19 protein-coding genes and 2 pseudogenes are annotated in these 21,876 nt (G+C 56.8%); 8 read left to right on the top strand and 13 right to left on the bottom strand.

Annotated features, from left to right (window positions below; genetic code table 11):
• Positions 1-559: 559 nt before the first annotated feature.
• From PCPL58_RS30695 to istA (PCPL58_RS04980), 3 genes are read right to left on the bottom strand one after another with little or no spacing between them, the layout of a single operon-like run.
• Complete coding sequence (locus PCPL58_RS30695; RefSeq protein ID WP_157893889.1) at positions 560-748, bottom strand: hypothetical protein; 189 nt, start codon at positions 746-748, stop codon at positions 560-562.
• Positions 745-1,548, bottom strand: coding sequence for an IS21-like element ISPsy20 family helper ATPase IstB (gene istB / locus PCPL58_RS04985; protein WP_031598096.1), 804 nt, complete (start codon positions 1,546-1,548; stop codon positions 745-747). Before istB (PCPL58_RS04985) ends, PCPL58_RS30695 begins: the two co-directional genes overlap by 4 nt.
• The gene (gene istA, locus PCPL58_RS04980) at positions 1,541-3,040 is read right to left on the bottom strand and encodes an IS21-like element ISPsy20 family transposase (protein ID WP_104685638.1); all 1,500 of its coding nucleotides are present in this window, start codon (positions 3,038-3,040) and stop codon (positions 1,541-1,543) included. The genes istB (PCPL58_RS04985) and istA (PCPL58_RS04980) overlap by 8 nt, the downstream gene beginning before the upstream one ends.
• Before the next feature lie 45 nt (positions 3,041-3,085).
• Between istA (PCPL58_RS04980) and PCPL58_RS04975 the strand changes: the two genes are divergently transcribed.
• The gene (locus PCPL58_RS04975; protein WP_162273804.1) at positions 3,086-3,265 is read left to right on the top strand and encodes an OprD family porin; all 180 of its coding nucleotides are present in this window, start codon (positions 3,086-3,088) and stop codon (positions 3,263-3,265) included.
• Between the two features lie 73 nt (positions 3,266-3,338).
• The gene (locus PCPL58_RS04970; RefSeq protein ID WP_157893888.1) at positions 3,339-4,196 is read left to right on the top strand and encodes a hypothetical protein; all 858 of its coding nucleotides are present in this window, start codon (positions 3,339-3,341) and stop codon (positions 4,194-4,196) included.
• A gap of 618 nt (positions 4,197-4,814) precedes the next feature.
• Here the strand turns inward: PCPL58_RS04970 and istB (PCPL58_RS04965) are convergent.
• The 3 genes from istB (PCPL58_RS04965) to PCPL58_RS04955 form a co-directional block, all read right to left on the bottom strand.
• A complete protein-coding gene (gene istB / locus PCPL58_RS04965) occupies positions 4,815-5,624 on the bottom strand; it encodes an IS21-like element ISPsy4 family helper ATPase IstB (protein ID WP_005741073.1) in 810 nt (269 codons plus the stop codon).
• Positions 5,621-6,643: an IS21-like element ISPsy4 family transposase gene (istA, locus tag PCPL58_RS04960; RefSeq protein ID WP_002551322.1), complete on the bottom strand. Its 1,023-nt coding sequence runs from the start codon at positions 6,641-6,643 to the stop codon at positions 5,621-5,623. Before istA (PCPL58_RS04960) ends, istB (PCPL58_RS04965) begins: the two co-directional genes overlap by 4 nt.
• Positions 6,644-6,811: 168 nt before the next feature.
• Positions 6,812-7,633 carry a hypothetical protein gene (locus tag PCPL58_RS04955; protein ID WP_065348938.1) on the bottom strand — a complete coding sequence of 274 codons (822 nt, stop codon included), beginning with the start codon at positions 7,631-7,633 and terminating at the stop codon, positions 6,812-6,814.
• A 771-nt stretch (positions 7,634-8,404) separates the two neighbouring features.
• Here PCPL58_RS04955 and PCPL58_RS04950 point away from each other — a divergent pair.
• The 4 genes and pseudogenes from PCPL58_RS04950 to PCPL58_RS29105 all read left to right on the top strand — a co-directional run.
• A complete protein-coding gene (locus PCPL58_RS04950; RefSeq protein WP_065348937.1) occupies positions 8,405-8,659 on the top strand; it encodes a hypothetical protein in 255 nt (84 codons plus the stop codon).
• Positions 8,660-8,967: 308 nt separating this feature from the next.
• Positions 8,968-9,612, top strand: coding sequence for a Cap15 family cyclic dinucleotide receptor domain-containing protein (locus tag PCPL58_RS04945; protein ID WP_065348936.1), 645 nt, complete (start codon positions 8,968-8,970; stop codon positions 9,610-9,612).
• Positions 9,596-10,723 carry a nucleotidyltransferase family protein gene (locus PCPL58_RS04940; protein WP_065348935.1) on the top strand — a complete coding sequence of 376 codons (1,128 nt, stop codon included), beginning with the start codon at positions 9,596-9,598 and terminating at the stop codon, positions 10,721-10,723. The genes PCPL58_RS04945 and PCPL58_RS04940 overlap by 17 nt, the downstream gene beginning before the upstream one ends.
• Positions 10,724-11,005: 282 nt before the next feature.
• Positions 11,006-11,768, top strand: a pseudogene (locus tag PCPL58_RS29105) (IS5 family transposase); the annotation flags it as partial.
• Between the two features lie 571 nt (positions 11,769-12,339).
• On the opposite strand, the gene msrA reads toward PCPL58_RS29105, so the two are convergent.
• On the bottom strand, positions 12,340-12,846 hold the full coding sequence (gene msrA / locus PCPL58_RS04930; RefSeq protein ID WP_003372371.1) for a peptide-methionine (S)-S-oxide reductase MsrA: 507 nt from the start codon (positions 12,844-12,846) through the stop codon (positions 12,340-12,342).
• A gap of 441 nt (positions 12,847-13,287) precedes the next feature.
• On the opposite strand from msrA, the gene PCPL58_RS04925 reads away from it, so the two are divergent.
• Positions 13,288-14,103, top strand: a complete 816-nt coding sequence (locus tag PCPL58_RS04925) for a formate/nitrite transporter family protein (RefSeq protein ID WP_065348934.1) — start codon at positions 13,288-13,290, stop codon at positions 14,101-14,103.
• A 176-nt stretch (positions 14,104-14,279) separates the two neighbouring features.
• On the opposite strand, the gene PCPL58_RS04920 is transcribed toward PCPL58_RS04925, so the two are convergent.
• The 5 genes from PCPL58_RS04920 to PCPL58_RS04900 form a co-directional block, all read right to left on the bottom strand.
• Complete coding sequence (locus PCPL58_RS04920; protein WP_065351001.1) at positions 14,280-14,855, bottom strand: LysE family translocator; 576 nt, start codon at positions 14,853-14,855, stop codon at positions 14,280-14,282.
• Between the two features lie 48 nt (positions 14,856-14,903).
• Entirely contained in the window at positions 14,904-15,740 is an 837-nt protein-coding gene (locus tag PCPL58_RS04915; RefSeq protein WP_065348933.1) for an AraC family transcriptional regulator, read from the bottom strand.
• A gap of 100 nt (positions 15,741-15,840) precedes the next feature.
• On the bottom strand, positions 15,841-16,473 hold the full coding sequence (locus PCPL58_RS04910; RefSeq protein WP_065351000.1) for a 4'-phosphopantetheinyl transferase family protein: 633 nt from the start codon (positions 16,471-16,473) through the stop codon (positions 15,841-15,843).
• On the bottom strand, positions 16,470-20,510 hold the full coding sequence (locus tag PCPL58_RS04905) for a Pls/PosA family non-ribosomal peptide synthetase (protein ID WP_065348932.1): 4,041 nt from the start codon (positions 20,508-20,510) through the stop codon (positions 16,470-16,472). The genes PCPL58_RS04910 and PCPL58_RS04905 overlap by 4 nt, the downstream gene beginning before the upstream one ends.
• A 251-nt stretch (positions 20,511-20,761) precedes the next feature.
• The gene (locus PCPL58_RS04900; RefSeq protein ID WP_065348931.1) at positions 20,762-21,265 is read right to left on the bottom strand and encodes a GNAT family N-acetyltransferase; all 504 of its coding nucleotides are present in this window, start codon (positions 21,263-21,265) and stop codon (positions 20,762-20,764) included.
• A 97-nt stretch (positions 21,266-21,362) separates the two neighbouring features.
• On the opposite strand from PCPL58_RS04900, the pseudogene PCPL58_RS30690 reads away from it, so the two are divergent.
• Positions 21,363-21,509: pseudogene (locus PCPL58_RS30690) on the top strand (DUF4172 domain-containing protein); the annotation flags it as partial.
• Positions 21,510-21,533: 24 nt separating this feature from the next.
• On the opposite strand, the gene PCPL58_RS04895 reads toward PCPL58_RS30690, so the two are convergent.
• Positions 21,534-21,746: a hypothetical protein gene (locus tag PCPL58_RS04895; protein WP_024650575.1), complete on the bottom strand. Its 213-nt coding sequence runs from the start codon at positions 21,744-21,746 to the stop codon at positions 21,534-21,536.
• Between the last annotated feature and the right edge of the window lie 130 nt (positions 21,747-21,876).

The following is a 21,876-nucleotide window of genomic DNA, read 5'->3' as shown; positions in this document are numbered from 1 at the left end:
GACTTAACGGCTCAGAACCTCCCCCCTTCGCAGGGCATGGTGATGAGCAAATGGGTTGCCCTGGGATAAGTTGACTCTGTCCCTTGGTAGAATCGCTCAAATTCGGGGAAGCCTCTGCATCAGCGTGGTAATCCCGAGCCAAGCCTTGAGATTTCAAGGAAGGTGTAGAGACTGTACGGGCGAGCCGAAAGGTAAGAGACAGTCCAGACCACGAACTCGAAAGAGGCAGTGAAAACTGAAGTGGTACGCATAATCCGTTGGTGCCCGGTTCGACTCCGGGGGGGCCCACCAATTCAAAAGCCGCACTCCATGAGTGCGGTTTTCATTAAAAGATCCCCTTTTTATCTCACGCTCCCTAGGCTAACCGCTCACCTATCGGTGAACGGCACCATTAGGGCTCCGGTGAGGTCGCCTCATTTTCGTCCGTGGCTGGCTTGGAGCGATCTCTTATCTAGTTGAGGTTTCTTACTTAATCCGCATCAAGGCTCCCGGTTTTCGTCTCTACTCGGCCATGCCACATTTCGCCAATCGCTCGCGGATAGCGGGCGATTTGAGGCTCTCACACCGCGATGTTTGCCAAAGCTGTTGGCGCTGATTGAAAACTGACCCACCCTGCCGATTGAAAATTGACCCAGGACGGATTGCTGATTTTTGCCCCAGCAATTGTGGATAAGCTTAGCAGCAGTGTTCCGATTGAAGACGCATCAAGCCCCACCGCATGCAGCAGGGCATTTATGGTGCGGATCAAAATGGCTCATCGTCCTCGATATCATTTCCGTCCTTTCGCTTTCGTTCGCGTGTTTTGATCTTTGTCTGGGCAGCCAATGTGCTGTGTTGTAGGCGGTAGGACTCGTTGCCCGTTTCGACGATGTGGCAGTGGTGTGTCAGCCGATCCAGCAACGCGGTGGTCATCTTGGCGTCGCCAAACACACTCGACCATTCCGAGAAGCTCAGGTTGGTGGTGATGACCACGCTGGTGTGTTCGTACAGTTTGGACAGCAGGTGAAATAACAGGGCGCCACCGCTTTGGCTGAAGGGCAAATATCCGAGTTCATCCAGTATCACCAGGTCTGTGCGCAGCAGTGCCTGGGCGATTCGCCCTGCCTTGCCATCGTACTTCTCACGCTCCAGCAGATTCACCAGATCCACCGTGGAAAAGAAGCGCACGCGTTTGTTGTAGGCCGTGATTCCGGATACAGCCAAGGCACTGGCCAGGTGTGTTTTCCCGGTGCCAGGGCCGCCGATGAACACGACATTCTGCGCGGTTTCAGTGAACGCCAAGCTGGATAGATCGCTGACCAGCCGGGCATCAGCGCTGGAAGCGCTGAAGTCAAAGCCAGCTAAGTCACGGTGCATGGGGAGTTTTGCCATGTTCATCTGATGATTCACCGAGCGCACCGCGCGATCCGCATGTTCCTGCTGAAGCAGATGTTCCAGCAGCCATTTCGATGAAGCCGTCGACGCTGTTCCTTGAGAGACCAGTTCTTCCCAAGCACTGGCCATGCCGTGCAGGCGCAGTTCTTTGAGTTCAGTCATTAGGTCACGCATTGCGATTCTCCTCATCGGTCGTACGGAGCCGGTCGTAGCGTGCTGTATTGGCAACCGGCGCCACTTTGAGTTGCAGGCTGGTTTCTACACAGGGAGGTGGTGCGGTGGAGGTCAGGCGGGCAACGACATTGAGGATGTGATCGGCGCTCAGACTTCCCGATTCAAGTACCAGCTCCACCGCCACCAGCACTGGTTCGAGACCGGCGATGGGCACAGCAGCCAGTACCTGCATCATGATTCGATCACCGTTGGTGTGACGCCTCAGTCCGCGTTTAAGAAGCTGTAACGGTTTTGGCAGATCAGCAAATGGAGCGCCATTGCGCAGTGCACCAGGCTTGCGTTCGATGAGTGGGATGTAGTGCTGCCAGTCAAAACCGATCTGATCTCGATCAAAGAGGCGCTCGTGACTGGCGATCACCGTTTCGTCGGCAATGACCACGATTCGCGAAGGGTACAAACGGCTGCTGACCCATTGATCCACACGCTCGCAAGGCACCGAATAACGATTGCGCGCCACGCTGATCAGGCAGGTGCTAGAGACACGGACGGTGCGTTCCACGTAGCCATCAAAGGCCGTCGGCATCGGCATCATTTCAGCCTGCTCCAGCTCCAGGGCTTCTGCCACCGTCAAACCGTTGTACTGCGGATGTACAAGTTCAGCCCAGAGCGTACGACAGCGTTGGCCGAGCCAGACGTTCAGCTCCTCGAAGGTATGGAACATGCAATTTTGAGCATCGAGCCAGATTCGCCTCCGGCTGTCTTGCACGTTCTTTTCGACGATGCCTTTCTCCCAGCCAGAGGCCACGTTGCAGAAGTCCGGATCGAACAGATAGTGCGCGCACATCACGGAAAACCGGGCATTGACCGTGCGGCCTTTGCCTTTGTTAACCTTGTCGACAGCCGTTTTCATGTTGTCGTAGATGCCGCGACGTGGCACGCCACCCAACGCTCCAAACGAACGTGTATGGGCATCAAACAGCATCTCGTGGCCTTGACTGGGGTACGCAACCAACCAGAACGCGCGACTTGCGCACAGCTTCATATGGGAGACCTGGATACGTCGAAACAGGCCACCGATCAGCAGGCCTTCTTCGCTCCAGTCAAACTGAAAGGCCTCACCGAGGGCAAAAGTCAGCGGTACAAAAGCGCGTACAGACTTGCCTTGCTCGCACCGCCAAGAGCGGACAAACGCCGTGAGCTGGCTGTAACCGCCGTCATAACCCTCGGCCTTGATCTGCTCAAAAAGTGCCTTGGCGCTCCTACGGTTGTGTTTTGGCCGGAACGAATCAGCCTTGAGCGCCTGCTCTAAGGTCTCGTGAAAAGGGTTGAGCTTATTGAAGGATGCGCACCGTTGGTACGCCGGTTGATTGGCTTCGGGCGCTCTGACCCATTTTCGGATGGTGTTTCTCGACAGCCCGGTACGCTTGGCTATCTGATGCAGCGAGAGCTTGTCGCGGAAGTACATCCGCCGGATTTTTCCCAACATTTCCATGCTGATCACCCTGTGTTCTCCTGCTCAAAAAGTGAGCAGAAGCAGTTGAACACCTGGGTCAGTTTTCAGTCGGCAGAACAGCCTCTACTGGGTCAGTTTTCGGTCAGCGGCAACACCCAGAAGCTCATCTGCGTACTACTACCGGTAGGTCGCAATGGCGATGTCGAAGACGAATACACAAGTTTCGGTGTTTCGATCAAGATACGGACTTTCGATATTTCGTAGGCAGACGTGTTGCGCGCTTCGCCAGGGCGCAGAAGCATGATAGGCAACCCGTCCCATCTGGATAATGGTGACTATGGAAGAGCTGGTTTACACCTCGATATGTCAAAACAACGGCTTGATCATTTTCGATGCGCTCGGTGAAGGCGAGATGCAGACTGGGCGGCGGCTTTACGAGGACTTGCTCGACCACTCCGCTGCCATTGGCCGGGCTGGGTACTGCAGCTTCCACAAGATCAAAAGCAAGCAGATGCTTATTGCAGCACTGAGGCTGGTGCACGCTGAATGCAGATCAGGTGTCCTCTCTCCCGTACTCCATTTCGAGTGCCATGGCGACCCGGCGAAAGGAATCTTCCTCCACGCCAGCAAGGAATATGTCGGATGGGAAGAGCTTGTCCAAGAGATTGCGGCAATCAACCAGGCTACCCGGAATAACACGGCGGTAGTGCTAGCTGTGTGCCACGGGTTTGAGGTTTCAAGGTTTGTGAGCATTATGGCGCCTTGTCCATTCAACTATCTCATCGCCGCACCTGATGAGGTGCGAGCTGGCTACCTTCGGGACGTCATTCCAGGGTTCTACAAGTCCGTGGTTCAGTCTGGGGATTTGCAGGCAGGGCTTGCCCTGTTAGCTCCCCCTTTAACGCTATTCCACTGCGGAGAATGGTTTTACCGAACCCTGGCCACCTTTATGGTAAACAGCTTCAATGCCGCAGGGCGTGCTGAGGTCGTAGAGCAGATCGTCACCAACCAGGTTGCAAAAGCCGGGTACAGTAATCGTGAAATGATTCGAGCAGCCCGAGCTAAAGCAAAGGCGTATGTGAGATCGCCCCATGGTTTCTACAACCACGCGTCGTCCATTTTCTTCCACGGCAAATTGCCCATTCCCTACGGTGATTTCCGCGCATTCGTGGAGGGCAAGCGGCATTGCAGGTAGAGCCCGAGCGTCAGGGCTGCCCTTGTCAGCCCATGAGCCATGTTTATGCCCGGATAGACTGTGTAAGCGAGCGCTTCTACCTTCGCTCAGCGGTTCCGGTTAGACGACAGCAGCTCGGCTATACGCAGCCACCATAATCCCAGTTAATAAATTTTGAACGCGTGTTGGCCGGACGCATATCGATGACGATTGATGAAGGCCACCAGTTCATCACGGGGCTCGTCAAAGACTACCTTCAGCAAGCTCATCCCCAGTTCGTAAAGTTTAGATGACTAAGAAAGCCGGTCTACCGGGCCGGTTTCTTGCTCCAGCGGGAAAGTGTCGCTGGTGTCTCCAGTTGACGGGATCGAAGCCCACAGCCCTTCAGCGCATCCCCGAATAAGAATGTCACTTTCCGACGATACGCGCCGGTGCCGATGAAGACAGCGATGGCAGAGCCGTCCGCATTTTTTGAGCAAGGGTAACGGAAGCCGGCTGCACGTTCCCCCGGGCATATCTGCTTGGCGGGACGTTCACGAAAGGTCGATCTGATAGCTGCCGGCCAGAAGATAGGGAAATCCTGTTAATAGGTGTCAACGCCAACTAAAAAGTGACCCCCTTCCGTGCTAAATCGCCAACTTAGTTTTGACCCCCCTCGGGTTCATATTTTCGAGCCGGTTCGGCCCGAGAAGATTTGGTTCCTGCTTTGCGCTTGTCCTTGAGTCGATAGCTTTCACCTGTCATCTGCACGATATGGGCATGATGTAACAGCCTGTCCAGCATGGCCGCTGTCAGTGTTTGATCATCCGCAAAGGTTCCGGCCCACTGGGTAAACGGCAAGTTACTCGTGAGGATCAGGCTGCCTTGCTCGTAGCGCTTGGCGACAACATTGAAGAACAGGTTGGCTTCATCACGACCAAACGGCAGGTAGCCGATTTCATCGATGACCAACAACCCAGGGGCCATCACCACACGACTGAAGTATTCCTTGAGCCGTTCCTGGCGGTGCGCAGCGGTCAGTTGCAGCATCAAGTCAGCCGCCGTGACGAAGCGGGTTTTGATACCGGCCATCACTGCCCGGTAGGCCAGGGCGATAGCCAGGTGGCTCTTGCCTACACCACTAGGCCCCAGGAACACGATGTTCTCGGCACGTCCAACAAAACTCAGTGCTGCCAGCTCCTGGAGCTGTGCCCGGGGGACGCCGGTGGCAAACGCGAAGTCGTATTGCTCCAGCGTTTTCACAGCGGGCAGCGCGGCAGTTTTCAGCAGGGCCTGTCGAGAGCGTTCACTTCGGGCATCGGTCTCGGCAGCCAGCAGCTTTTCGAGGAAGTCGGCAAAGCTGTCTTCGCCGCTTGCTGCTTGTTGGGCCAGGTGCGGCCAGTCCACCCCGACGCGCTCAAGCTTTAGCCCCTTGCATAGTTCTGTCAGGCGAGCATGTTGAAGGTTCATGCTCTCACCTCCAGCAGTTGCTCATAAACCGACAGCGGATGCTGCAAGCTCTCGTACGGCAGGACCCGTCCCAGGCGTAGGCCTTGGGCGGGTTGCGGGCGCAGGCTCTGTGTTGGCAGTGGTAATAGTACCTGCTGCTCTTGGGCCAGACGTACCGCCGGTTGAACACCCGTCGTGCCGTGAATCCGCTGATGAGCGACTTCGTCGAGCCATTGGCCGATATGTGCGTTGGCCGTCACCACATCCAGCGTCAGACCCGCACTCTTGAGCGTAGCGGCCAACGGGGTAATGAAACTGCCCTTCAGATACCCGTTGAAGCGCTCAACCTTGCCCTTGGTCTGGGCACGGTAAGGGCGGCAGACCTTGGGAATAAAACCAAACTCATCGGCCAGCGCAGCCAATCGGGGATGCCAACGGTGCTGGCCCTCCCCAAAAGCATCTCGCTCGGTGATGATGGTTCCGGCGTTATCAAACAATGCCTGCTCGGGCACGCCGCCAAAGTAAGCGAACGCCTCCCGAAGCCCTGTCAGCCAGGCTTCGCTGTCCTCTCGCTCGGAGAAACGGACAAAGCTTGCTCGACTAAAACCAAGTGTCGCCACGAACGCCTTAAGCGGCTGACGGCCTCGTCGAATGGTGGTGAAGTCCACCTGTATCTGCTTGCCGGGCAGTGTCTCGAAACGTACCACCGGCTCTTCTGCCTTACGTTTGAAGGGGCGAATATAAGCCTTCAGACGACTGACGCCGCCGCTGTACCCCAATGCCGTGATCTCACGCAGCAGGACGGTCGCCGGAATCCAGTGTGGGCGCGCCGCCTCAATACGCTCGTGCAGGTAGTCCTTGAAGGGGTCGATTTTGCACGGACGTGCGGGTCTCACCTTGTCACTGGGTAGCGACCGGGCCTTTCGCAGGTACTTGCGCACGGTGTTACGCGAAATACCCAGCTCACGGGCGATGAATTTGATGCCATGGCCCTGACGGGCCAACACTTTAATTTCCACAGACTGCTCCTGGGTCAACATATTGGCAGCTCAAAGCCGCCAGTTTTACCCAGGGGGGTCAATTCTAGGTTGGCGTTAGGGGGTCATTTTTACAGTGGCGGTGACAAATAGGGGCCAGTTTTGTGAACAGGGGGATGAGGGTGATTGTTTTGAATGGCCAGCTTTCAGCTGGCCATCACCTCATCAATCTCAGAACTCGTGCTCAATATCGTCGAAGAAGCTCGGGCCTAGCTCGTACTTCAAAGAGCCGAATCGCGCCAGCAGGTCTGCTCTCAGTTCGCCTTCAGCTTCCGGTTCAAGATTGATCCAGTAGCTATATACGAGTCCGTCATCCGATTCGTTGGTCGTGATCTCTGCTCCGGACAAGAGCTCGGCGTCGTCGGCGGATATCCCGAGTTCAATCGCAAGGGCTTGAGCCATGGACATCCGGTTACTACTCCGGGCTTCTTCCACTGTTGCCCAATACTCCTGCTCAGATCTACGGTCGCGATCAGCATCAGATTCACCGCTGATGATGGAAACGCCCTCCTCACTCAGCAGCCACTTACCTTCGCGGCGCAGTAGCTCAACCGTTGCATTGAGGAAGAACGCTGCACCGTGATACATCCTTTCCTGATCTTGCTGCCCCTGGTACGTAAGGGAGAGCCCCAATGTGAGCTTCCCGGTTGTATCGCTGTAGTCGGCGGCTTCCACTTCAAGAGCATCAATCGTGAATCCACTTGCATTGGTATCCGCAATCGCACCGGAGAGCTGATCCTCCAGCTCTAGATCCAGGTCGGCGTAGACATCATCCTCATGGATCGCTTGGGAAAAGTCTTTGATCCCAAAAACGGCCAACATCAGACGCGGATCCTTGGGATTCCGTTGAGCGACGACAGAAAGCTCATGGTAATCAGCGAAGCCCGCTTTTTGCACAAGGGTTTCTTGAGCGATAGAAAGCTTCAGGCCCTGATCACGAGCAAGCTGTTTAGCTTGGGATTTGAAGATGTTTAGCGGGGAAAAATCAGACATGGCAAAGGTTCCTAAATCAACGACGCTTAGGTGTCCGATTGCCTGTTCACCGGGCAGCGTCTGGTTAGGGACATGCCGATGTAAAACTGAAGGTGTCACAGATGGGCTATTGCTTCGCGAAACAGGCGCCAGGCGACCATCACCGCCTAGCGTGATCATATGACAGAGGAAATAGCCCCGCAATACCCCGCCCGAATGTTTTCAATGGACGTTTTTTAGCGTCGCCCACTGGCCGTGGAAAGAGCTCAGGAACAGCAACTGACGGTAAAACCAAACTAGAGTTAATGGAGAAATGACGCCACTAGATTGTCACTTTTAAATACTTAGGATGGCTGTTCAACAGCACAACACGGGTATGCGAGTGGAGTGTGTTTCAAATTATTTCAATGATGAACGTCCTACCCCCCGATTTAGAAGGGCTGGGCATACATACAGGGGTAAAATGGATCCAAGCACTGATTTGCGCACAAGTTATCCACAGGGTTGTTACCTTGCAATGTCATTTTGACCCCATTATCTTGTAGGTCATCTCGACATCAGCACTACATGTTGTGTTTTTGCGAGAGGCTGAGGTGTCAGTGAACACAGCGGGTATGCGTGCAAAGTTTGGACGCCGAGCACACATACCCGCCAATCCCTGAGCCAATGCGGACACTGGTGGGACGCGCATTAGAGAAAAACCGACTTTGGATGTCAACCATTCAGCTCGGTTTTCCGCTCAAGGGTTGCTCCTGCCTACTCGATTTTTTCTAGATACAGGAGCACCCAAACGTGCCGAAAAATCCTAAACAAACTTCGTCTCCCGTGGCCAGCTTGGCCTCCAAAATCCTGCGTAGTGACAGCTCCTCGGCCATCCAGAAGGAATTGGCAGGGTCTGCCATGGCTCAAGCTTCGACCGGCAAGCAAACCGGTGCCGATATGGAGACTAAAGCCAGTCATGTTCTCGACAGCAACAAGTACAACGCCACCACCAAGACCTTAGCTGCCTCGGTACTCGCCCAATCGAACAAAGAGCGGGGTAAGTAAAATGGCTCAATATTTCGTCAACCGCAACGCACAGACCAACGGTGACCACGAGGTGCATACCAGTACGTGCATCTATTTGCCGGCAGTTCACAATCGCCTTGATCTTGGCTATCACACCACCTGTGCGACCGCTGTTCGCCAGGCTCGCAACACCTACCGACAATCGAACGGTTGTCGGACGTGCTCCTCGGTGTGTCATACCCAGTAATTTTTGAAGTCTCATCAGGGGCTCTGGGCGGCTTTACTGCTGCCCATCTTTTCAGGTTGATGGGGTTCCGGGACATTAAGTCTATTGAAGGTTGAGTCTCATGATTCATGATCACGAATACAGCCTGTTGGGAGGAATCAATCGAGCTCTTATCGGCAGATATTTGACAATCCTGGCAAGCGCGATTTCCGGCATTGCGGTTTTTCTGCTGCTATCAGCTGCAGATTTGGCTGAAAAGTATAACCTACCTGTAAATCTTCCACCGACAGCCCTGTCGCTCATTGGCGCAGGTATAGTCTTTGCCTTGTTATATGCTCTATTCAATACGACAATTTGGAAATGGCGCTGGGCAGTTAAATATCTAAAAGTTCCTGACCTGTCGGGAGAGTGGCAGTGCACTGGAACGACACTGGACACCGAAGGAAATCCGATTCGCTCCTGGAAAGCTGATGTATATATTTGTCAAACTTGGGACAAGATTAGAGTGCGCTTGAAGACACATCAGTCAGGCTCCAACAGTATCACTGCGGCGTTGGTTCACGACGAAGCTGACGGATACCGCCTTCTTTATAACTACCGGAATGATCCTAATCCCGGCGAACCTGAGCTTCGGGGACATGTTGGCAGCGCAAACCTTTTGTTTACTAAATCACTAGATTGCGCACAGGGTGACTATTTTAACGGTTACGGTCGGCCCACCTATGGGCGAATGGAGCTGAGGAGAAAGAATGAGCACATCAATTAATGAACGAATCAACCGTCTACGCTCCAGACGCTCGGGCCTTGATAGATCCTCTGTGATCGCGATGGATGCGAAGGATTTCATCGTGAACCGAAGCCTCACAAAAGAGGCGTGGGAACATAGGGTTAAAGACAAGCCGAATACAACGTTTGCTTTAGGAGCGATGCAGGAGGTAGATCCTACCTACACCCGCATCAGCATCGAAACCGCAGAACGGGTTAGCAACCAGTTGTCGAAGAGGACAAGCGGCAATCTCGAATTCGAGCTTCAGGGATCAGTACCACTGAATGTCCATATTCGAGGAGTCAGTGATGTCGATCTTTTAGCGATAGAAGCTGACTTTCATACCTATGATGCCCGTGGGCACATGAGTACATCGGGTCAGTACCGCTCACCGACCTCACGCACTTCAGTTGGGGTGTTAACCGCTCGCAGGGGGGAAATTAGTAAAGCTCTTCGTGATGCGTTTCCCGCTGCGACAATTGACACCTCTGGCTCTAAGGCCATCAAATTGCAAGGAGGGTCATTAGCACGTCCAGTAGATGTCGTGCCTTCCCACTGGCATGACACCATCACTTATCAAGCCTCTGGCCAGAAATATGACCGCGCGGTCACTATCCTAGATTCGCATAAAAGTACCACGATTGAAAACTGGCCTTTCCTGCACATCAAAAAGGTACGAGAACGATGTGAAACCACGGGTGGTGGGCTCCGCAAATCAATAAGATTATGTAAAAACATAAAGGCAGAGCTCGAAGCAGAGGGAAAACCTGTAACGATCTCAAGCTTTGATATTGCCTCAATAATGTACCATGCAAACATGCATAGCCTCTCCGCTGGCGCCTACTTTGAACTAGCGATATTGGCCGAGACCCAAAGATATCTGGATTATTTGTGGAACAATAAGGAAGAAGCGAGGCGAATAGTAGTACCTGATGGCTCCCGCTTTATCTTTAATACCGAGGACAAATTCAATGGCTTGCTGCATCTATCCGTAGCAATGGACAGTCTCCTCCGAGAGGTAGCCAAAGAGCAAAACTACCTTCTAAGCTTATCCGAAAAGCCTATGCTGGATGCCAGCAGGGTAGCTGTGACCAACGCGATCATTTTTTAAAGGTTGCGTGCAGCGTTTGGAGACCAGTACAGAGATCAATTGAGCTGGGTGCAGACGCCATGCCCATGATTTATCCCCTGGCTACCAGCCATTGGTTAAGGTCGGGATTTTTGTATGACCACTTGGGTTCCAGTGCATGGTTGGCGACATCGGCGATGAAGCGCTGGGTTCCATTCGGCTGCGTCTGAGGAATTCAAGCGGCGCCTCCCCTGACAATACTAGGGATTGTCTGAAAAGTCGCGTTCGTTAGAATGATGCCCTCTGGTTGCCAGGAGAGCCGTCATGACAGGCCGTTATGAAATTTCATCTGAGCGTTGGGCGATCATTGAAGCCATTGTTTCCCCTCCTCAACACATGGGGCGGCCAAGGCGCGATGATCGTCAGATGCTTGATGGAATCTTCTGGATTTTGTGCTCTGGCGCCAAATGGCGGGATCTTCCAGAACGTTTTGGGCCTTGGAAGACCGTTTACCAGCGCTTCAGGCAATGGCGTGACAACGGCACGTTCAAGCAGGTTCTGCGCCACCTTCATCTTCGTTTGCGAGAAGACGGGTTTATCGATCTGGATACCTGGATGGTCGATTCCACGTCAATCCGGGCCGCCCGGGCTGCCAGCGGTGCTGGAAAAAAGGGGCCCGCAGGAACCGCAACACCACTGTCTCGGCCGAAGCAGGGGCGGACTGACCACCAAAATACACCTCGCCTGCGACAGTCATGGCTTCCCGCTGGCCATCATGCTGTCGCCCGGCGAGCAGGCTGACTCGCGCCACTTCATGCCGTTGCTGGATCAGATCAGCCTTCCTGGCAGCAGGGGTCGCCCGCGCAAGCGTTGCCGTTATGTGCTTGCCGACAAGGGTTATGACAGTCAGGTTATACGTCAGTACTGCGACCGCTACGGCATGCAGCCGGTGATTCCGCTGCGCAAGATGCATCGCAAGCCTCGACCCGGCTTGCCTCGGCTGTTTGACAGGCCTCAGTACAAAAAACGCAACGTTATTGAGCGAGTATTCAGCTGGCTTAAGGAAAAACGTCGGATCTGTACGCGTTACGACAAACTGGCCAGCAGCTTTAAAGCCATGGTCACACTGGCCTGCATCGAAAGATGCTTGCGGGCTGACTTTTCAGACAAACCCTAGGATATTCCCAATACGCTCCGAAGGGCGCCTGCTGGGCAAAAATCGAATACCTCGCGTTGTCGGTGCAACAGATAACTGAAATCCGGGGTGAGGGTGGCGGCTATTCAAATGCGACACCCAGGTGGTATTTAAAATACGCTTCCACCGAGTCTGTCAGCTTACAAAAAACGCCCATTTCTCTAGAGATTACATGCCCCAAGACCGGACGGACAGTACTCAAACCGGAAATTTACGCACCACATAACGGTTCGAGTCCGTGTGGGCCCACCAACTCCAAAGCCGCGCATTGCGCGGCTTTTGTGTTTCTGGTGAGGTCCTCTCAGATGCAGCCTTGTAGTGGTCTAGTAACTCCAGACACTCATTCAGGCGAGAATATCGCCAGATAGAAGTGTCTGATTACCCCTACAATTGCCTGCATGACAGAGGTAGATCAGCTTTTGCGCTCTGCCCCTATCGCGGCCTTTCCCAGTGCAATTCAGGTTCAAGCCCGCTTGGGCAACTTCCAGTTTGGCCGGATGAAGTGGCAGGTATAACCGTTCGGTATCCGCTCCAGATAATCCTGATGCTCCGGCTCCGCCTCCCAGAACTCACTCGCGGGCTCGATTTGCGTGACCACACGCCCCGGCCACAGCTTCGAGGCGTCCACGTCAGCCGCGGTATCTTCGGCAATATCCCTTTGCTGTTCGCTCAGGTAGTAAATCGCCGAACGATAGCTTGGCCCAAGATCATTGCCCTGCCGGTTAGGGGTGCTCGGGTCATGGATCTGGAAAAAGAACTCAAGAATCTGCCGGTAGCTGATCACCGCCGGGTCAAACACGATCTCAATCGCTTCGGCATGATTACCGTGGTTGCGGTAGGTGGCGTTCGGTACGTCACCACCGGTGTAGCCGACTCGCGTGTGCAGCACGCCGGGGTAGCGTCGCAATAAATCTTGCATGCCCCAGAAGCAGCCGCCGGCAAGGATGGCGGTTTCGGTTGGGTTGGTCATGGTCTGTCCTTGCGGTTTATGGAGACAGGGATAGTTATGGGGTGATGCCGGCCAATACCAAGCCGGATGAAGTAAAAAACAGGATCGTGTTGCGAAACGAGTAAACGTCTTACAGAAGCCTTGGCGCCTTGCTCCGTTGCCTACCGTTGCGTCAAAATCCTCTGGCTTGAGCGCTTGAGTCAGCGTTTTCAAGATGGCTCGGTCGCTGACAACTCAGTGATCGGGTTTAGTTGACCCACTACAAACCTGCCGACCGAACAACTATAAGTCCACCCCCGCGCAAACCTGCCCGGTCATCGACCCTCTCAATCACCCGATCAAAACATCCGATTAGCCATCCTCCGAAACATTCCGTAACGTTGTTTCCCGGTGCGACAGATGCGCGCACCGCTTGAGCTTTTAATCCCCCCCGCTCAGCCCACGACCACGCACGAGCCCACCATGTCTTTGAACACCCCGCAGCAAATCGCTGAAATTGCCGTCGAAAGCGGCGTCAAGAAGGCCCACCTGAGCCTGCCGTCGTTGATGATCCTGGGCTTTCTGGCAGGGGCTTTCATCGCCCTCGGGTTTCTTCTCGATATTCATGTCAGCACCATGATCCCTCACGAGTGGGCGTCGCTGGGCAATCTGCTTGGCGCTGTGGTGTTTCCGGTCGGGCTGATTCTGGTGGTGCTGGCCGGTGGCGAGTTGCTGACCGGCAACATGATGAGCCTGCCCATGGCGCTATTCGCCGGGCGTATCGGTCTGGGTCAGTTGGTGCGCAACTGGGTACTGGTGACGCTGGCCAACCTGATCGGCGCGCTGTTCGTCGCCTATTGTTTCGGCCATGTGGTGGGGCTGACTGAAGGCCCATTCATGGCCAAGACCGTGGCCATCGCCAATGCCAAGGTGGGGGCCAGCTTTGAACAGGCGTTCATCTCCGGCATTGGCTGCAATTGGCTGGTGTGCCTGGCGGTGTGGCTCAGCTACGCGAGCAAGGACGTGATCGGTAAAGTGGTCGGCATGTGGTTTCCGGTGATGGCATTCGTCGCGATCGGCTTTCAGCACATCGTCGCCAACATGTTCGTCATTCCTGCAGCGATCTTTGCCGGCGCCTTGAGCTGGGCGCAGTTCGGCGACAATTTCGTCCCGGTATTTTTGGGTAACGCGGTGGGCGGCGCGGTGTTCGTCGGCTTGGCCTATCACTTGGCCTTCTTCAATGCGGCAACACGACCTGCTGAGCTGTCCAGGACCAGCGGCGCGCAAGCACCGGAATAATCTGACGCCATATAAGCTCTGCGGTGAAAAGAGATGACGACCGCAGAGCAAACCAGCAAGTTGAAGAGCAAAACTCACGTCACAAGCAAATAGTCGAGTTGCTCGACAAGAGCAGCCTTTGATTTGAAATGAAGCCGACTCCTCGCGTGCCTGCTGCCAACCCAGACCGCACACGTTCAGACACTGTCCATAAAACCGATCCACGCCGCCAGCAGCAACAAAACCGCCAGCACTCGATTCATGCACTGCACTCGCCAAGGCGATGTGAGCCAGCGGGTCGAGCCTGCGCCCATCAGCGCCCAGCTGCCGAGGCAGGGCAAGGAAATCAGAAAGAACACCAGCGCCAGGTAAGACACCGGGTTGCGCTGGTTGAATACACTGACCACCGCCAGCGCCATGACCCAGGTCTTGGGATTTACTACTTGCAGTGCTGCGCCACCGATAAAGCCCATCGGCAGGCTGTTTTGCCGCTCGATTGAGTCGGTCGGGCTGGCACCTATCTTCCAGGCCAGCCAGGTCAGCCACAGCACGCCGACCCATGCCATGACGCGCTGAGCATTGGGGATCGCGAGCAGTGAGTGGCCGATACCCATGCCGACGAGCAACACCAACAGTGCAGCGCCGGTGCAGGCTCCCAGAATCAACGGTACAACGGCGCGCCAGCCGAAGCGGGCACTGTTGCTTAATACCAGGATGTTGGTGGGGCCGGGGGTGATCGAGGCGACGAAGGCGAACAGTATGAAAGGCAGCATGATCGGCAATCCAGGGCTGAAAAGCCCATGCTGCGACATACCACAGGATCAGTCTGGAAGGTTTGAGCAGCGCAAGCGATAGGCCGCCGGGCTCAGTCCGTAGGCGCGCATGAACCAGCGGCCCAGATGGCTTTGGTCAGCGAAGCCCAGATCGCTGGCCACCTGAGCGGGCCAGATTCCGGCTGCCAGCATTCGACGAGCCTTGGCCAGGCGCAGCTGTACCAGATATGCATGAGGCGGCAGGCCGAAGGCAGCCTTGAACGCCCGCGTCAGGCGAAAGCGGTCGACGCCACAAACAGCTGCCAACTCGTTCATGCCCACGTCCTGATGCAGATGCGCGTGCAGATAATCCCTCGCCCGCAAGGCCACTTGCGGCAAGCGCGGATCGGGATCGGTCATGCGTCGCCATTGCACCCGATCAATGAGCTGCGCCAGTAATTCATCCAACGCGCTTTGACGAACGATGCGTAGCTCATTTTGGTGCAGCGCCGTGAAAGCGAACGTGACCGCGTGAGCCAGCCGTGATTCGGTTTGCAGGGTGTTGGCGAAAGAAGGCAGATGCTGGTCGGGAGCCTGTTCGAACAACCCACTGAGCTCCCGGCTCAGCCAATGCGGGTCCAGGTACAGCATCTGATAGGTGAACCCTTCGGCGCACGGGGCATTGCCATCATGGATTTCTCCCGGCTCCAGTGTGAACACCTGCCCGGGCGTGCTGGCATGGCGCTGACGGCGGCAATTGAACTGCTGCACACCTTGCCGGGTAACGCCCACCAGATAGCTGTCATGCCAATGGGGATCATAGGCATGCCCCTGAAAGTGCGCGTGCAGCGTCTCGATGCCTGTATCAAGGTCGCGAGCGAGGTCTATCCAGTGTGTGGAAGGCATAAAACACCTGAATCGATGAAAGCGATTGGTTATCGCTGACGTCAGAAGGTGACGTCTAGAACATTCGTGCATTCATCTTCGATTGGCAGCAGCGCATCAATCAAGGTGCCGTGCGCCGCTCAGCCTGATTCATGTACTCCATCAAAACCTGACTCAACGCCACCGCTCCAACCATCCCCTCCGCCAATTCAACCTCAACCCCCAGACCCTGCAACCCTCCCTGTGCTGTCCATTCATCGAGCGCCAATCCATGCAACTTCAAAAACGCTTCGCGCCTGCACCATGCCTTGGCGAACGCAATCGGGCGAATCGACTCGGGCATGCCTGACAGACGGGTAGCAACCTCAGCCCCCAGATAATCCTGCGCGACAGCATGCCAGTCCGGCACCGCCTGAACCTGCATCAAGTCCACGCCCACTGCGCCGTGGAGATTGACGGCAGCAAGAGAGAACCCGGCTTCGTGGCTGATGGAAAACCCGGGCTCCGGCAGCCCGTCGATAAGCAATCGCGGCGCGACACCTGAGGCGCTGATGAACGTGATCGCCCCGGATGGCAATTCGAGCCACTGTTCCACGGCGGTACGCACACAAGCCCGAATGCGGTTTCTGGCCTCATCTCTTGCACAGCCTGGCCTGGTGACGCAGCTGACCAGCAATACATTCTGCCAAGGGAAGGACTCTGGAGGGGCGAGCCGGCCATCTTCATCGAATACCCAGCTCGCCCCGCACTTCATGCCCTGTCCGGTGACGCGGGGCAACCGGCCCATCGGCTGGCGGCAGGGATATGCTCGCCCTTCATCACCAGGGTCAGTGCGCCAAGGTGCGCATCGTTGCCGACGACAGCGCTATACAGCACGGCGCTGCGTGGCCCCATGTACACGCGCTCGCCGATGCTGACGTGATCAATCTTCATGATTCGGTCTTCGAACAGGTGGGTCTGCGGGCAGGCGCCGGCATTCAGTTCGCTGTCTGCGCCGATGCTGACGCAGTCGAATTCGGTGATGTCGGTGGTGTCCATGTAAACCCCGCGACCAATCCTGCAGCCGAGCACATTGAACGCCAGCGGCAACCACGGTGTGCCGCGCAGGTAGCGCATGAAGTTCGGTGCGGCCATGCCTTCGTACAGACTGGTGATACCCTCCGACAGCCATACGAAGGGCGTCCACATCGGGTCAGCGCGTTTGCGATAGCGGCCCATCACCAGCCATTTCAGGGCCGCGATCAGCAGAAAGTTACCCACGCTGTACGCCACGCCGATCACTGCAAGGTAGGCCAGCACCGCGCCCCAGCGCTCGTCGTCGGCGAGAGGCATCAGGTCAAGCATGACCGTGTAGCCAACGGCGATCACTACCGCGTGCGGGGTGACAATGCGCACGCCTTCGACCAGTCCTCGTGCCAGGCGGCGCAGCGGTGAAGGCTTGAAGGTCAGTGATTCGGGAGCGCCACTCACCTGCTCGCGGGCAGGCAGGTGGATCGGTGGTGAGCCCAGCCAGGTGTCGCCGTCGACCATTTTGCTGTTGTGCGGCGCGCAGGAATGGACGCCGATCAGGACGTTTTCCGGCAGTACCGTGCCGTCCGCGATGTACCCTCCGTTGCCGACAAAGCTGCGATGCGACACGACCGTGGGCTGCATGGTCATCCAGCCGCCGTCGATACGCTCATCACCGAGCATCACCGCATCCGCGATAAAGGTTTCATCGCCCAGGGTCAGCATGTCCGGGATGACGCCCTGTGCACTGGAAATCTCGGCGTCGCGCCCTACTTTCGCGCCCAGCAGTCGATACCAAAAGGGCGAATACACCGTGGCATAGATGCCGGACAGCACGTTGAGGCTCGCTTCCTGAATCTGGCTGATCAGCCACTTGGCGCAGTAGGTATTGCTGTGCACCTCATAACGGCCCGGCTTGAGGCGTGGGAAGACGACCCAGCGCAATGCGGCAGAGGCCAGAACAGTCGCGACAATCAGCACCGCACTGGCCGGGAACGCGAGCAGGAAATAGCGCGCCAGTTGTCCCAATGGTCCGCTGCCCTCGAACCATGGCAAGACGTTCTGCGTGTCGAACCAGTCAATCAGGAAAAAGGTCGGGAAGACCGGGATGAAGAACAGCGTCGCGACCAGCAGAACGCCGAACACGAAGAACAGCTTTTCTGCCCGCAAACGCGCCGGGCTGGTCACAGGCCGTGCAGGTTGGCCGAGCGTATCGAACGCGCCGACATCACGCGCTGGCGAGCCTTGCCAGATGCGCCCAGCCGGAACCTCCCGACCATCGGCCATGGCCGATTGGGCTTCCAGATGCCCCCACGGGCCTACAGCCGTATTGCCTTCCATGATCACGTAAGAGCCGACACAGGCATTGTCCTGCAAGGCGATACGGCCCAGATGCAACTGGCCCCGCTCGACGCGCGCATTTTCGAAGCTGACACCGTTGCCGACGCTGACCCCGTCGCCGATTTCCAGCAGGTCATGAGCCCGTACTGTAGCGCCGCCAATAATCACGTCCTGCCCGATCTTCGCGCCCAGTGCGCGCAGCCACAGGGGATAAAGTGAGGAGCCGCTCAGCAGATAAGTCGGCGCCGACTCGACCATGCGGTCTGCGGCCCACCAGCGAAAATAGGTAACGCCCCACAGCGGATAGATCCCAGGCTTCAGGCGGCCGACGATCAGCCACTTGGCTGCCAGCGCGATGAAAAACTGCAGAACGGTAGCAATCAGGAATACCGAGATCGACGCCAGCGTCGCCAATGCGACAGAGTCGTCGGGCGAGCCGGTGAGCAGGTGATAGGTAAAGAACGGTGCGAGCCACTGGGTCATGCGCAGGCTGACCATGACCGGCAATGCCAGCGCCTGGGCCACGCCGCAGCGCCAGCGACGCCAGGCTGACGGAGGCGTCCAGTCCACCGGCGCATCCACCTCTTGTGGCGCCTGATCCAGCACTTCGGCAATCGCGCCGATACGCCGATGCTGGTAAATGTCGCGCACCGTGACTTGAGCGAAGCGCGGGTTGGCCCGCAGCGCCGAGGCCAAACGCGCGGCAAAGAAGGAATGCCCGCCCAGATCGGTGAAAAAGTCCGCATCGCGGCGGATCGGCATGCCGGGGAACAGTGTGCTCAGCGCGGCAAACAGTGCGATCTCTCCTTCGGTTTGCGCCACATCGGACTCTGCGCTGGCGGCCTTGGCATCCACCGTCAACGGCCGGGCCTTGAGCGTTTTGCGGTCGATTTTGCCGGACGTGAGGCGCGGCATGCTGTCGAGCAGCTCGAAGTGTCCCGGCACCATGTACGGCGGCAACTGCGCCTGCAGAGTTTTGCGCAACTGACTCGTGAATGCGGAAGGTGTCGACGTGTCGCTCACCAGATAAGCAATCAGTTGATCAACGCCCGCCTCGTTGCGCAACAGGACGGCAACGGTGCCCACGCCAGGCTGTTGCGCCAACAGCGATTCAATCTCGCCCAGTTCGACGCGAAAACCGCGAATTTTTACCTGATCGTCGGCCCGCCCGAGGCACTGCACCTGCCCTTCGTCGTCGATCCGGGCAAGGTCGCCGGTTCGATACAGGCGCGCATCGTGATAGCCGGTGGACCAAGGGTTCGGCAGGAATTTTTCTTGGGTCAGGTCCGCCCGACCGAGATATCCCTTAGCCAGGCCAGGGCCAATAATGCACAGCTCGCCGACTTCGCCACGCGGCAGCAGGCTGGGCGCCAGGGTGCTTCCGACCGCAGGGTCATTGGCGATGACCAACAGCCCGTAATTGGGTAACGGTGTGCCAATCGACACCGGGCGACCGCGCGACAGACGCGCCAGGCTGGCCGACACGGTGGCTTCGGTAGGGCCGTAGGTGTTGAACATCTGCCGGGGCGGCGTGGCCCAGCGATCGACCAGCGACTCAGGACACATCTCGCCGCCCAGATTGATCAGGCGCAGGCCGGGAACGTCTTCGCTGAACAGCGCCAGCAAAGTGGGCACCGCATGCAAAACGCTGATGCGCTGCTCGTTCAGCAAGCGCGGCAGGGTTTCGGGGTCACCGCTGGTTTCCTTCGGGCCTATCCACAGCGTCGCGCCCACCAGATAAGCGATCCAGATTTCTTCGAAGGACATGTCGAAGGCCACGGAAAAGCCTTGGTAAACCCGGTCGCTGGTACGAATGCCAAGTATCGCGTTCTCGCTGCGCAGAAAATGGCAGATGCTGCGCTGGGAAATCAGAATGCCCTTGGGCTTGCCCGTGGAGCCGGAGGTGTAAATCACATAGGCAGGATGGTCGGGAAGCACCCCACTGCGACGCACCAACGCTGCGTCGGTCGGCGCCAGCAGGTGTTCGGCAGTCCACACCTTCAAACCGGTATCGGCCAGCACCGGCATCAACGCATCGCAGGACACCAGCCCGACTGCGCTGGCGTCGTCCAGGCAAACCTGCAGACGCTCTACCGGCGTGTCCTGATCCAGAGGCAGCCACGCGGCGCCCGCCTTGGCAATACCGGCCTGCATGACCAGCAGCTCGATGCCGCGCGGCAACCACAGACCGACAATGTGCCCCGGCCGAACACCCGCACCGATCAGCGCAGACGCCACCTGATCGGCCTGCCGGTCCAGATCGCCATAACTGATCTGATGCTCGCCGAAGATCAGTGCCACTTGCTGCGGGTTGCGCCGGGCACTGGCTTCCAGCAAATCGGCCAGCACCTCCTCACGTAGCAGCTCAGGTTGGATTGGACCGTAAATCACGTCCAGCGATTGTTCGTTCTGGCCTAGCGTCGACAGGTTCAGGTTATTCATGGCAGCAGGTATTAGCTCGTCTGAAGGAGGTGCCTGAGATTTCTGGTTATGAGCCGGTCCGTCAGCGATTGGCGCGAATTCTGTGGTCGTTGCGTGTCCGGAATATGTCCGTTTTGATACATTTTGGCTGGAGCACTGCAGCTCTCACCGAGGCAAGAGAACAAGCTGGCAAGGCGAATATGGCAAAGGCTGGCTGTACGAATCTTGAACAACAAAACGAAGGTGGCGAATGGCCCACATTGCTGTGCGGGTTACAGCAGACGCCACAAGGTCTCGCGTGTCGCGGGGTTGAAAGACTGCGCCTGACGGTCCATGACGCCTCTCAGTCCATCGCCAATACGCTCTGCTGGCATCGGGTGGAAGCCATGTTGCCGAAACCATGGACCGTTCCAGCGCGGCTCGCGAAATGTCGTCAGGCTTATCGCGTGCAGCTGGCAAACCTGCGCGTACGCCTCGACAGACGCCTGCAGGCTTTTTCCGACACCCTTGCCGGATGCACCAGGCTCGACCGAGATGTTGTCCAGGTACAGGAAATCATCCAGCAAGCGCATGGCTGCAAAACCGATGATGTCACCGCTGCGCCTGTTGGCAGCCACCACCACCCGGCAGGCTTCGAACCTGTCTGCGCCCAGCGGAGGGTTTTCGGCGACATGCGCCAAGGAAGGAATGCTTTTGTACCGGTGACGCGCCCGCGCCGACAGGCGTTGTAACGATTCCAGGTCGCTGTGTTGCGACACACGCAGATCAAATTCCATCCGCTTTTCCTCCCTGACTGCCTGACATCGAAACCAGACGCCGATGAGCACGTCTGGACGGTGAGCCGAGTAATCACCACAATCGGCTCATCCTCGCAGCGCAGCGCAGTATCAGGCAGTGGCGAATGTCTCGAAGGCCACCGCTACCCGCCACTTAAGCGATCTGCTTGCCAAAAACTGCCTGGTTCACCTGCCCGGTGGAGGCCGCAGCACTCGTTACCAGATCAATCGGCCCTTGCCGTAGAACCCTACACAGCAGAAGGAGTTGCTAGCGCTTCAGACGTGCGCCACTGGTCGCATCGACTGCAGCATCCAGTTCCGCACCGGACAGGAACTGGCTGTAGTAATCATGTAGTTCGGCTTCCCAACCGGCCACCTCGTCCAGCGCCGCCTCGGCTTGTTCCTTGCTCAAGGCAAAGTGAGCGTGCTGACTGAGCAGATTGCCTCGATTGAGCCGCGACCCTTCGATGCCGACGGACATGGGAAGTGTGGACCCGAAAATAACAGCTCACGAAAGAGCACGTTAATCCTCATAAAGCCTCACTAAGTGACACCTTAACTACTCATAAAAATCGTGACTACTGCCCTCAGCGCGTCATTCCTACACCTAG

The sequence above is a fragment of the Pseudomonas cerasi genome (genome assembly GCF_900074915.1).
Classification (GTDB): domain Bacteria; phylum Pseudomonadota; class Gammaproteobacteria; order Pseudomonadales; family Pseudomonadaceae; genus Aquipseudomonas; species Aquipseudomonas cerasi.
This window is presented reverse-complemented; position numbering and strand designations above follow the sequence as displayed.